This is a genomic window from Ornithinicoccus hortensis (assembly GCF_006716185.1).
In the GTDB taxonomy this organism is placed as follows: Bacteria; Actinomycetota; Actinomycetes; order Actinomycetales; family Dermatophilaceae; genus Ornithinicoccus; species Ornithinicoccus hortensis.
The window spans coordinates 1,046,629-1,058,444 of sequence record NZ_VFOP01000001.1 but is presented as its reverse complement, the minus strand read 5'-3'; the positions used below and the strand labels follow the sequence as shown (position 1 = coordinate 1,058,444).

At 72.1% G+C, this 11,816-nt stretch carries 12 protein-coding genes; 6 read left to right on the top strand and 6 right to left on the bottom strand.

All coding sequences use genetic code 11. The features are described 5' to 3' along the window. Positions 1–10 precede the first annotated feature (10 nt). Positions 11–1,042, bottom strand: a complete 1,032-nt coding sequence (locus tag FB467_RS04865) for a transporter substrate-binding domain-containing protein (protein ID WP_141784094.1) — start codon at positions 1,040–1,042, stop codon at positions 11–13. A 267-nt stretch (positions 1,043–1,309) separates the two neighbouring features. On the opposite strand from FB467_RS04865, the gene FB467_RS04860 reads away from it, so the two are divergent. Then, complete coding sequence (locus FB467_RS04860) at positions 1,310–2,476, top strand: S1C family serine protease (protein WP_228393276.1); 1,167 nt, start codon at positions 1,310–1,312, stop codon at positions 2,474–2,476. Between the two features lie 80 nt (positions 2,477–2,556). After that, complete coding sequence (locus FB467_RS04855) at positions 2,557–4,605, top strand: HelD family protein (protein WP_141784092.1); 2,049 nt, start codon at positions 2,557–2,559, stop codon at positions 4,603–4,605. Here FB467_RS04855 and FB467_RS04850 read toward each other — a convergent pair. Then, entirely contained in the window at positions 4,602–5,402 is an 801-nt protein-coding gene (locus FB467_RS04850) for a deoxyribonuclease IV (RefSeq protein WP_141784091.1), read from the bottom strand. The two genes, FB467_RS04855 and FB467_RS04850, sit on opposite strands and share 4 nt — an antisense overlap. Positions 5,403–5,504: 102 nt before the next feature. Between FB467_RS04850 and FB467_RS04845 the strand changes: the two genes are divergently transcribed. Beyond that, positions 5,505–5,969, top strand: coding sequence for a hypothetical protein (locus tag FB467_RS04845; protein ID WP_141784090.1), 465 nt, complete (start codon positions 5,505–5,507; stop codon positions 5,967–5,969). A gap of 15 nt (positions 5,970–5,984) precedes the next feature. Here the strand turns inward: FB467_RS04845 and FB467_RS04840 are convergent, their stop codons facing one another. After that, positions 5,985–7,028 (bottom strand): phosphotransferase family protein, encoded by a 1,044-nt coding sequence (locus FB467_RS04840; protein ID WP_141784089.1) that lies wholly within the window; start codon positions 7,026–7,028, stop codon positions 5,985–5,987. Positions 7,029–7,137: 109 nt separating this feature from the next. On the opposite strand from FB467_RS04840, the gene FB467_RS04835 reads away from it, so the two are divergent. Next, on the top strand, positions 7,138–7,638 hold the full coding sequence (locus FB467_RS04835; RefSeq protein WP_141784088.1) for a hypothetical protein: 501 nt from the start codon (positions 7,138–7,140) through the stop codon (positions 7,636–7,638). 19 nt (positions 7,639–7,657) lie between these two features. Continuing rightward, positions 7,658–8,347 carry an HD domain-containing protein gene (locus FB467_RS04830; RefSeq protein ID WP_141784087.1) on the top strand — a complete coding sequence of 230 codons (690 nt, stop codon included), beginning with the start codon at positions 7,658–7,660 and terminating at the stop codon, positions 8,345–8,347. A 48-nt stretch (positions 8,348–8,395) separates the two neighbouring features. Here FB467_RS04830 and FB467_RS18435 read toward each other — a convergent pair whose 3' ends face one another. Next, complete coding sequence (locus tag FB467_RS18435) at positions 8,396–9,175, bottom strand: DUF4031 domain-containing protein (protein WP_170230565.1); 780 nt, start codon at positions 9,173–9,175, stop codon at positions 8,396–8,398. Beyond that, complete coding sequence (locus FB467_RS04820) at positions 9,172–9,516, bottom strand: YnfA family protein (RefSeq protein ID WP_141784086.1); 345 nt, start codon at positions 9,514–9,516, stop codon at positions 9,172–9,174. Before FB467_RS04820 ends, FB467_RS18435 begins: the two co-directional genes overlap by 4 nt. 130 nt (positions 9,517–9,646) lie before the next feature. On the opposite strand from FB467_RS04820, the gene FB467_RS04815 reads away from it, so the two are divergent. Next, positions 9,647–9,943, top strand: a complete 297-nt coding sequence (locus FB467_RS04815) for a WXG100 family type VII secretion target (protein WP_141784085.1) — start codon at positions 9,647–9,649, stop codon at positions 9,941–9,943. Positions 9,944–10,073: 130 nt separating this feature from the next. Here the strand turns inward: FB467_RS04815 and groL are convergent, their stop codons facing one another. Continuing rightward, on the bottom strand, positions 10,074–11,705 hold the full coding sequence (gene groL, locus FB467_RS04810; RefSeq protein WP_141784084.1) for a chaperonin GroEL: 1,632 nt from the start codon (positions 11,703–11,705) through the stop codon (positions 10,074–10,076). Positions 11,706–11,816 lie beyond the last annotated feature (111 nt).

Genomic DNA, 11,816 nt, shown 5'->3' with positions numbered 1-11,816 from the left:
CGAGTGGTCCTCAGTCCTCGCTGGTCGCCCCGGCGTCGTCACCGGAGTCGGAGTCTTCCCCACTTCCCTTGGCGTTCTGGATGTCGTTGGCCTCGGTGAGGCTCTCGTCGCTGCCATCGCAGAACATCTCGACCGTGAGCCCCTCGGCGGGACGCTCGGCGTCGGAGAAGCCGAACTCACCGACGATCTCCTCGAACCGCTCCGGGTCGTTGACGATCTTCTCCAGCTCGGCGTTGTAGGCCTCGCGCAGGTCGTTGTCCTCGTTGCGGAAGACGGTCGCACCGGCGCTGATCTGCGGCACACCGTCGATCTCGGCGGTGAACGCCTCGGTGACCTCGACCGGCTGGTCGGGGTTGTTCTCGGCCATCGTGCGCAGCGAGATGGCCGTCAGCGCGAAGGCGTCGGCCTGGCCGCTGGCGACGGCCTCCATGCCGTCGAGGGAGCTGGCCACGCTCATCGTGTTGCCGTAGCCCATGTCGTCCTCGAGGTAGCCCTGCTCGATGGTGGCGGACTGCACGGCCACCAGCGCGTCGGCGTCGACGATGCTCTGCAGGTCGGTCAGCCCCATCGGGTTGCCCTCGGGGACCATCAGGCCGGTGGTGTACATCAGCGTCGGCTTGGAGAAGGAGGCCTGCGCGCAGCGGTCCGGCAGGATCGACATACCGGCCGAGACGGAGTCGTACTCGCCCTTGTTCAGCCCGGGGATGAGGGCGTTCCAGTCGACGTACTGTCCCTCGACGGTGTCGATGCCCAGGGCCTTGTAGATCTCCCGGTCCAGGGCGATCGTGGCGCCGGTCAGCTCGCCGTTGTCGTCCTCCCAGCTGTAGGGCTGCTCACCGGCGAAGGCGACGGTGATCGTGCCCTGCTCCTGCAGTTCCTCCAGCAGGCCGGCTCCCTCGGAGTTCCCGGTGTCACCACCGCCGTCGCCGTCGCCACCACCGGTCCCGGCGTCATCCTTGCTGCCGCACGCGGTGAGCACGAGCGCTCCGGCCGCCAAGCAGGCGACGAACACGCCTCCCCGGTTGCGTCCCTGGATCTTCATGCTGGTCCTTTCGGTTGCCGGGGCGCGGCTCCCACCTCACGGGTCTTACCGTGGGGCGCGCGCCCCGTGTGGGGCTGAGGATCTGTTCGAACGTAGGCAGTTCCGCGGCGCGCTTCAAGTGCATCGGCCGGTTCCGGGCCAAATCGTTTCCGGATCGAGATCCCCAGCGGACTCCCAGATTTCTTCCAGGATTTCTCGATGTGGAGGGGTTTCCATGGTGTCCGAGGCAGCGCACAGAGCCCTGCCAGCCGCGCACAGGAGGACGACATGAGCACGCAGACCACGCCGCGACAGGGCGGACGCGCATCCCGCTGGGGCGGCATCCTGGCCGTCGGGTTGTTGTCGGCGGGCCTTGCCTCCGGCGGCACGTATGCCGTGGTGCAGGCGGGTGCCGATGACCAGCCGGTCGTCGTGGAGTCCTCCGGTCGGGCCACCACGCAGGCGTCCAATGCCTCGCTGGGCACCCAGTCCGACTGGGGCACCATCGCCGAGAAGGTGGGACCGAGCGTGGTCTCCATCGGCGTCTCCTCCCAGACCAGCGAGGGCGCCGGCTCCGGCGTCGTGTGGGACACCGAGGGGCACATCGTCACCAACGCGCACGTCGTGGCCGGCGCCGACCGGGTGCGGGTCACCCTCGCCGACGGCCGCGCCTACGACGCCGAGGTGGCCGGCGAGGACTCCTCCACCGACCTGGCCGTGATCACGTTGACGGACCCGCCCGACGACCTCGTCCCGATCGCCCTCGGCGACGACCAGGCACTCACCGTCGGCCAGCCGGTCATGGCGATCGGCAACCCGCTCGGCCTGTCCGGCACGGTGACCACCGGCATCGTCAGCGCGCTGGACCGCCCGGTCACCACCCAGTCGACCGAGCAGGGGATGGACCCGATGTCGCAGGCCCAGGCCGCACCGGTCGTGACCAACGCCATCCAGACCAGCGCGGCGATCAACCCCGGCAACTCCGGCGGCGCCCTGGTCGACGCGTCCGGCGCGCTGGTCGGGATCAACTCCTCCATCGCGAGCCTGTCCAGCGGTGCGATGGGCGGCCAGAGCGGCAGCATCGGCATCGGCTTCGCCATCCCGGTGAGCGAGGCGGACTCGATCGCCGAGCAGCTCATCGAGGAGGGGACGGCCGAGCACGCCTTCCTCGGCGTGGGCCTCGAGGACGCGACGGCCACCGTGGACAGCGGCACCAGCGCCGCCGCCGGGATCAGCCAGGTCGAGGAGGACTCCCCCGCCGCGTCCGCCGGACTGAAGAAGGGCGACGTCATCACCGACATCGACGGGGAGCGCGTGGACAGCGCCCTCGCCCTGGTCGCGCAGGTGCGCCAGCGCACCACCGGCGACGAGGTCGTCCTGGGCTACGTCCGGGACGGCGAACGCCACGAGGTCACCGTGACGCTGGACGCCCGGCCGGACGACCAGCAGCAGTAATTCCCCCAGCCAGGCCACCTCGGATCGGCTAAGGTCTTTGTCTCCCCCCTTTCGCCTGGTCGATCCGAGGTGGCCTTTCCATGTCCGTTCCGCCCGCCCCCGACCCTGCCCACGAACTCGCCCGGGAGCAGGCCCACCTGGCCAGGGCCCGCTCCGAGCTCGCCCGGATGCGCGAGCACACCCTCTCCCTGCAGGCCGACGCCGGCGACAAGATCGCCGGTGAGCACCTCGCCTACACGCTGTGGCAGCGGGCCAAGGCCTTGCTGGACGACCCTGGCAGCGCCCTGTTCTTCGGCCGCGTCGACCTGACCGATGGCTCCGCCGCCCGCCCCCACTACATCGGACGTCGGCACGTGTCCGACCCCGCGGGGGACCCGGTCGTCATCGACTGGCGGGCCGAGGTCTCCACTGCCTTCTACCGGGCGTCCCGCACCTATCCGATGGGGGTCGTCCTGCGCCGCCGGTTCGGGGTCGACGGGGGCGAGCTCACGGCATACGAGGACGAGCACCTGCTCGCCCCGCAGGATGGTGACGTCGATGCCGGGGAGACCGGGGGATCGGCCATCCTGGCCCGCGAGATCGAGCGACCCCGGATCGGGCCGATGCGCGACATCGTGGCCACCATCCAGCCCGAGCAGGACCAGATCGTGCGGGCCGACGTCTCCAGCACTGTCTGCGTGCAGGGTGCACCGGGCACGGGCAAGACCGCGGTCGGCCTGCACCGGGCGGCCTGGCTGCTCTATGCCTTCCGCGAGCGGTTGTCCCGCACCGGGGTCCTCGTGGTCGGGCCGAACCGGGCCTTCCTGGAACACATCGGCGCCGTGCTCCCGGCGCTCGGCGAGATCGAGGTGCGGCACACCACGATCGAGGAGCTGGTGGGGGACGTGCCGGTCCGCGCCACGGACGACCCCCGGGTGGCGACGCTGAAGGGCGATGCCCGCCTGGCGGACGTGTTGCGCCGGGCCGTCTGGGCGAGGGTGGGGAGTGCCGGGGAACCGCTGGTCGTGCCCCGGGGTGCCCGCAAGTGGCGGGTGGGCGCGTTCGAGGTCCAGGAGATCCTGGACGAGCTGGGCACCCGCGGCGTCCGGTACGACGCGGCCAGGGCGATGCTCCCGCAGCGGCTGGCGCACGCCGTGCTGGTCCGGATGGAGCGGGCCGGGGACACCCCGGACGACCGGGTGCAGGACGCGGTCGCCCGGTCGAAACCGGTCCGGGACTACGTGACGACGTTGTGGCCGCGCGTCGACCCCCGTCAGGTGTTGTGGGAGCTGTGGTCCTCACCCGGGGCCCTGGCGGCGGCTGCGGGCAGCGACCTCACCGCGGAGGAGCAGGAGCTGCTGCTGTGGGACAGGCCCCCGCGCACCAAGGGTGCGGCGCGGTGGACAGCGGCCGACACGGTGTTGCTGGACGAGCTCGGGGACATCCTCGAGCGCACGCCGAGCCTGGGGCACATCGTGCTGGACGAGGCGCAGGACCTCTCCCCCATGCAGCTGCGCGCGGTGGGTCGCCGCGCGGCGACCGGCTCGTTGACCGTCCTGGGAGACATCGCGCAGGGCACGACCCCGTGGGCGACCGGCTCGTGGCAGGAGTCGCTGCGCCACCTGGGCAAGGACGGCGCCCACGTGGAGGTGCTGGACCGCGGCTTCCGGGTGCCCGCCGCCGTGATCGAGTATGCCGCCCGGCTGCTCCCGCACATGGCCCCCGGCCTCGGGGCACCGGTCTCCGTCCGGGAGAACCGGGGCCGGCTCGACCTCGACCGGGTGGCCGCGGCCGACCTGGTAGCGGCCGTCGTCGACCGGGCTGCGGGGCTGGCCCGCCAACCCGGCTCGGTCGGCCTCATCGTGCCCGACGACCGGGTGGCAGCGACCGCTCGGGCACTCACGGCCGCGGGAGTGGCGCACGACGTGCTGGGGACCGAACACGACGAGGTGCACCAGGTGCAACTCGTCCCGGCGACGGTGGCCAAGGGGCTGGAGTTCGACCGGGTGATCGTCGTCGAGCCCGCGGCGATCGCCGCCGCGGAGCCGGACGAACGGACCGGCTTGCGCCGGCTCTACGTCGTGCTGACCCGGGCCGTCTCCGGCCTCACCGTCCTGCATGCCGAGCCCTTGCCGGGCCCCCTCGCCTAAGGGTCCAGGCGCTCCCGCAACCAGGAGATGTCCGCGGTGTGCTCGGCCTCCCCGCCCGGGGTCTCCACGATGACCGGCGCACCCGCCTCCCGGACCACCTCCACGAGTTCCTCGGGGGGCAGCGTGCCGTGGCCGAGGTTGGCGTGCCGGTCGGCGCCGGACCCCTGCTCGTCCCGGCTGTCGTTGGCGTGCACCAGGTCGATCCGTCCGGTCGCGGCCCGCACCCGGTCGACCAGGCCCGCGAGGTCCTCCCCGCCGGCGTAGGCGTGGCAGGTGTCAAGGCAGAATCCCACCTCGTCGCCACCGTCGGCTTGCAGCACGCTCGCCCAGAGCCGCTCGAGCTTCGACACGCCACGGGCCATCGCGTTGTCACCGCCGGCGGTGTTCTCGATGAGGACGGGGACGGCCGCGTCCAGCTGGTCGATCGCCTTGCGCCAGTTGTCGAAGCCCTTCTCCGGGTCGTCCTTGGCCAGGACGTGGCCGCCGTGCACGATGACGCCCGCGGCCCCGATCTCGGCGGCGGCGCTGACGTGCTGCTGGAGCAGCTTGCGGCTGGGGATGCGGATCCGGTTATTGGTCGTGGCCACGTTGATCACATAGGGGGCGTGGACGTAGAGCAGGATCCCGGCCTCCGCCGCCGCGGCCCGCAGGGCGTCGGCGCCGCCGGGGTACCGGATCTGCGGGCCCTTGTAGTCCTGGGGGTCGCCGAGGAAGATCTGCGCGGCGTCCGCCCCGCGGGCGCGGGCCTGCGCGATCGGGTCGGTCTGGTCGACGTGGGCACCGATGAGCGTGGACATACCCCGACGGTAGCCGCTGGTCCGGACAGCGGGACGCCGGACCGACCCGCCGCGACGACGGTCGCCCGTCAGGACCGGCACGAACCGTGCTTGGGTGGACCCATGTTGGAATGGGGAGCCAAGCGCGACGGACTGGTGCCGATCCTGCTGGACGGGCATCAGGTCGCCCTGGTCGACCCGGAGTTCTGGCGCGAGGGTGCCGAGCTGCAGGTCGCCGGGCAGACCTGGCTCTTCGGGCGGGACGGCCGGGACCGGGTGGCCCGTCTCGCCGGCTCGGACGTCCCGGTGCTCCGGGCCGCCAAGACCGGATTCTGGGGCAGCAGCTGGACCGTCGAGGGTGACGGGGTGCGCTACGAGGTGAAGCCGCAGGGCTTCACCGGGCGCACCCACGTGGTGCTGCGGGACGGCCGGCAGGTGGGCAGCGGCGACCCCGCGACCTTCTGGTCGGGCAGGGCCACCCTCGACCTCGACGACTCGGTCCCGCCGGCCCACCAGCTGTTCCTGCTGTGGGTCTCGCACATCATCCGGCGGCGGGCCGCGGCCGCCGCGGCGTCGTCCTCGTCCTGACCGATCCTTCGCCGGCTACCGCACCAGCAGGTCGGTCAGGCCCTCCTCGATCCGGGCGATGGCCCGGCCGTACCGGTCGCGGTCCTCCTGCCTGCGCAGGTGGAGGGTGACGAAGAACGTCTCGTGGACCAGCCACGCCAGCCGTCGGACCGCGAGCGTCTCCCGGTCGCGCGGAGGGCCGGCGGCATCGACATACGCATCGAGCAGCAGGTCCACCCGCCCCGGCTCCAGGGGGAGGTACCAGGGGTCGGCCCAGACCGGCCCGCCGAGGTAGCCCAGGTCGCGGGCCGGGTCCCCGATGCAGGCCCACTCCCAGTCGACGTAGCGCGGCACCCCGCCGGACACCAGGATGTTGGGGACCGCCGCGTCACCGTGGACCAGGCTGAACGTGGTGAGCGCCGCGAAGGCCGGCTCCGCCTCGTCGAAGCACCGCCGCACCCCGTCCCACAGCCGGGAGACCTCGGGCAGCGCGGTGATCTCCGGGTGCGCCCGCCGCCACCACTCCCAGGAGGCCGCGCCGCTCTCGACGATACTCAGGCGCGGGACCAGGCCGGTCGAGATCTCGGTGACCGCGCCGTGCCCGGCATACTGCCGCGTGTGCAACCGGGCGAGTTGCCCCGCGTGCGCCACCAGCAGCTCGTCGGTCCACGACCCCCGGGGGCGGACCTGGCCCGGCACCTGGTCCACCACCAGGTATGCCGGGGGGCCGGTCTCCCCGCCGCCCGGCTCCTGCAGATGGATGGGTCGGGGGCCGACCCCCTCGGGAGCCAGCAGCAGGGCGGCGAACTCCTCGGCCATCGGCCGGGGTAGGTCGTCCGGGGAACGGCGCGGGACCCGGATGACGGCCGTCCTGCGACCTCGCCTGTGCAGCTCGTCGCCGGCGAGCGCGACCGCCAGCCAGGCGGCATACGACTCCCCCGAGCCGAGCAGCGTGACGGTGACGTGCAGGTCACCGTCGAGCGCGTTATCGTCCCGCGGGTCACCCGTGGCGAACCACTCCGGGTGGGCCCGCGCCAGCGCGGTCACGTCAGTCCGTCCCCAGGCCCTCACCTCACCCATGGGCCGATCCTGTCACGCCCCCCGGGTGGAGTTCACCCGTGTTCTCGGGGCATGATCGGGGCGGGCAACGACGCCTGACCGCTTCATCCACGATGCGAGGAGTTCACCCATGCACCCGACCCACATCCCGCTGCGCCTGGCCACCGGCGCCTACATCCTGAACTCGGGCCTGTCCAAGTGGGGCGCCGACGAGGAGACCGCGGCCGGCCTGCACGGGATGGCCTCCGGCGCCTACCCCTTCCTGTCCTCGCTCAAGCCCACCGACTTCGCCCAGCTCCTCGCGGCGGGCGAGACCGCCCTCGGCGCGGCCCTGCTCTTCCCGAAGGTCCCCTCGGCGGTGGCCGGCGCGGCCCTGGCGGGCTTCGGTGCCGGGCTGATCGGGATGTACCTGCGGACCCCCGGCCTGACCCAGGACGACGGCATCCGCCCCACGCCGGACGGCGTGCCGATCGCCAAGGACATCTGGCTCGTGGGTGCCGGCCTCACCCTGGCCACCCAGAGCTTCCTCAGCGGCGCCAAGTCGGCGGCCAAGAGCGCCTCCCGCAGCGCCAAGGCGAAGGCGAGCGACCTCGGCCAGAGCGCCCGGGAGAGCCTGCCGTTCAGCGCATGAGCGCAGGCCGGTGTCCCCGGTGAGTCCGGGCACCGGACCCTCCGCCCTGCTGGAGCGGTGGCGGACCGACATCGCCGCCCTCGCCCCGTCCGCCGACGCGGCCCGCTGCGCGGCCGAGGGCGAGGCCCTGGCGCGGGGGTGGAGCGAGCCGCACCGCCGGTACCACACGCTGGACCACCTGGCGGAGATGTTCGCCGTGCTCGCCGAGTTGGAGTCGGTCGGCGCGCTGGCACCGGCCGAGGCGCGCGTGGCGCGGATCGCCGGGTGGTACCACGACCTCGTCTACGACCCGCGGGCCGAGCCCGGTGACAACGAGCGCGGGAGCGCCGGGATCGCGACGGACCGCCTGCGCGGCCTGGGGGTCGCCGGGCCGGCGGTAGAACTCATCGAGTCGCTCATCCTGCTCACCCTGGACCACCAGGGGTTCCCTGCGGGACCGGCCGGCGGGACCGCTGCCCGGGCGGCCTTCCACGACGCGGACCTGTGGATCCTGGCCGCTCCCGCCGACCGGTTCGACGAGTACTGCGCCCAGGTGCGGGAGGAGTTCGCCCACGTCCCGGACCCGCTGTATGCCGCGGCCCGGGGCGACATCCTGCGCTCGCTCGTCGGGCGGGGGCCGATCTACCGCACCGCGCACGGCGCGGGTGCCTGGCAGGACGCGGCGGAGGCGAACGTCGCCCGGGAGCTGGCCCGGCTGGGCACCGGCTGATCCTGCTGCGCCGGAGCCCCTGCTGACCGCCTCCGTGCCTGCCCGCCCCTACCGCGGGAAACCGTGGTCGAGCCAGCCCTCGACGAGCAGCCACCACGGCTGGTCACCGCACCGGCGGCGGGCCTGCGCCACGGTCGCCCACTCGGCGGCGTCGACGTCGTCCTCCACGGGCGCGACCGGTGGGCGGTCCTCGAGGTGAGTGCCGAAGACCCCGATGTGGTTGTCGCCGGCACGCCACGGGCCGGTCTCCTCCCCCGCCCTGATGGTGATCCGTTCGTAGCCCACCGGACGTAGCACGGCAGGGTCGAGGGACAGCCCGGTCTCCTCGTGCACCTCCCGGACCGCGGTCTCCCGGACGCTCTCCCCGGTCTCGGCCTTGCCACCGGGCGGTGCCCAGCCGGACCGACCGACGCTGCGCACCAGGAGCAGCGACCCGTCGCCGGCCCTGACCAGGACCACCGCGGCACCGGCATCCGCCGGCGGCTCGTGCGGTGAGGCCACGACGTCGAGCACGTGGGCCCCGTGGACGGCGGACAGCCCGTCGACGACCCTGGCCAGCGGTCGTTCCCCCTTGCGTTTGCGGAATCGCAGCCCGCTGGCCCGCAGCCTCCGGGCCAGGTCGGTCGCCCCGGTGCGCGTCGCGCCGGCCGCCACCAGGTCGGCATACCGCTCCTGCGGCACGTCGTAGTGGTCCCCCTCGAAGGAGCGGGCGGGCAGCCCGACGGTGCGGGCGAACTCGTGCAGCTCCTCCAGCGAGGTGTCGCTGATGACGTGGGACCAGAGCCTGTCGTGGGCCGGCCACATCGGCGGATCGATCCAGATGCTCACCCGGCGTCCACCGCCCGCGGGGCGTACATGATGACGGCGACCCCGACCAGGCAGATGGCCGCCCCGATCAGGTCGTAGCGGTCCGGCCGGAAACCGTCGACGACCATCCCCCAGAGCAGCGACCCCGCGACGAAGACCCCGCCGTATGCCGCCAGGATGCGCCCGAAGTTGGCGTCCGGCTGGAGGGTCGCGACCGCGCCGTACAGGCCGAGGCAGATGGCGCCCAACCCGACCCACACCCAGCCGCGGTGCTCGCGCAGCCCCTGCCACACCATCCAGGCGCCCCCGATCTCCAGGAGTGCCGCCAGCACGAAGAGCAGGATGGAGCGGGTCACCGTCATACCTCCCGACCCTAGCGACAGGCGATTTCTAGGGCGCCTGTGGACAACGCGCACGAGCACCCCGTCGTCGGCCTAGTGTCGTGGACAGGTGCCGGCCGTGGGGGTCGCGCCAGATCACCAGGGAGGGCTCATGAGCAACACCTTTGCCGTGGACACCGCACGGATCGCGGCGGCCTCGGGAGACATCGAGCGGATCGCCGCCCAGATCGAGGGCGACGTCCGGGCCATGATGGGCAAGCTGAACGCGCTGCAGGACTGCTGGCGCGGCGGGGCGGCCGCCAACTTCGCCGGCGTCACACAGGAGTGGAACGCCACCCAGGAGAAGGTGCGGGTGTCGTTGCAGAACATCTCGGCCGCCCTGAAGCTGGCCGGCCAGGACTACGAGCTGGTCGAGCAGGCCAACCGGATGCGGTTCACGCCGCAGTGACCGGTGCCGGGGCCGGGGGCCTTTCCCCTCCCCCGGCTCCGGCCCGGGCATGACAACGGGGCGGCCTCCCCGAAGGGAGACCGCCCCGCCGTGCTTTCCGCGAGAAACGCGGTGGATCAGGTGCGGTGGATCAGAAGTCCATGCCGCCCATGCCGCCCATGCCACCATCGCCGGCCGGCATGGCCGGAGCCTTCTCCGGCTTGTCGGCGATGACCGCCTCGGTGGTCAGGAACAGCGCCGCGATGGAGGCGGCGTTCTGCAGCGCAGAACGGGTCACCTTCACCGGGTCGGCCACACCGAAGGCCAGCATGTCGCCGTACTCGCCGGTCGCGGCGTTGAGGCCGTGGCCGGGGGTCAGGTTCTTGACCTTCTCCGCGACGACGCCGCCCTCCAGGCCGCCGTTGATGGCGATCTGCTTCAGCGGGGCCTCGATGGCGATGCGCACCAGGTTGGCACCGGTGGCCTCGTCACCCTGCAGGGACAGCGCGTCCAGCGCCTTGACGGCCTGGATGAGGGCGACGCCACCACCGGCGACGATGCCCTCCTCGACGGCCGCCTTGGCGTTGCGGACGGCGTCCTCGATGCGGTGCTTGCGCTCCTTGAGCTCGACCTCGGTCGCGGCGCCGGCCTTGATGACGGCGACACCGCCGGCCAGCTTGGCCAGGCGCTCCTGGAGCTTCTCCCGGTCGTAGTCGGAGTCGCTGTTCTCGATCTCGGCGCGGATCTGGCTGACCCGACCGGCGATCTGGTCGGCGTCCCCGGCACCCTCGACGATGGTGGTCTCGTCCTTGGTGACGACGACCTTGCGGGCCTGGCCGAGCATGTCGAGCTCGGTCGTCTCCAGCTTGAGGCCGACCTCCTCGGACACGACCTGGCCACCGGTGAGGATGGCGATGTCGGCCAGCATGGCCTTGCGGCGGTCACCGAAGCCGGGGGCCTTGACGGCCACCGACTTGAAGTTGCCGCGGATCTTGTTGACGACCAGGGTGGACAGCGCCTCGCCCTCGACGTCCTCGGCGATGATCACCAGCGGCTTGCCGGACTGCATGACCTTCTCCAGCACCGGCAGCAGGTCCTTGATCTGGCCGATCTTGGAGTTGACCACGAGGATGTAGGGGTCCTCCAGGACCGTCTCCATCCGCTCGGTGTCGGTCACGAAGTACATCGAGATGTAGCCCTTGTCGAAGCGCATACCCTCGGTGAGCTCCAGCTCCAGACCGAAGGTGTTGGACTCCTCGACGGTGATGACACCCTCGTTGCCGACCTTGTCCATCGCCTCGGCGATCATCTCGCCGATCTCGTTGTCGGCGGCGGAGATGGAGGCGGACTGGGCGATCTGCTCCTTGGTCTCGACCTCCTTCGCCTGCGACAGCAGCTCCTCGCTGACCGCGGCGACGGCGGTCTCGATGCCCCGCTTGAGGGCCATCGGGTTGGCGCCGGCCGCGACGTTGCGCAGGCCCTCGCGGACCATGGCCTGGGCCAGGACGGTCGCGGTGGTCGTGCCGTCACCCGCGACGTCGTCGGTCTTCTTGGCGACCTCCTTGACCAGCTCGGCGCCGATCTTCTCGTAGGGGTCCTCGAGCTCGATCTCCTTGGCGATGCTCACACCATCGTTGGTGATGGTGGGGGCGCCCCACTTCTTCTCGAGCACGACATTGCGGCCCTTCGGGCCCAGCGTCACCTTCACGGCGTCGGCAAGGGTGTTCATACCCTTCTCGAGCCCGCGGCGAGCCTCCTCGTCGAAAGCAATGGTCTTGGCCATTCGGGTGGTTCCTCCCACACATGAACGGGTTGGGGACCGGCCGGTCGCCCGCGACGGACGGCCGTGGCGGGACGGGCTCACGTCGCCCGACCGCACACGCCCTCGACAGGA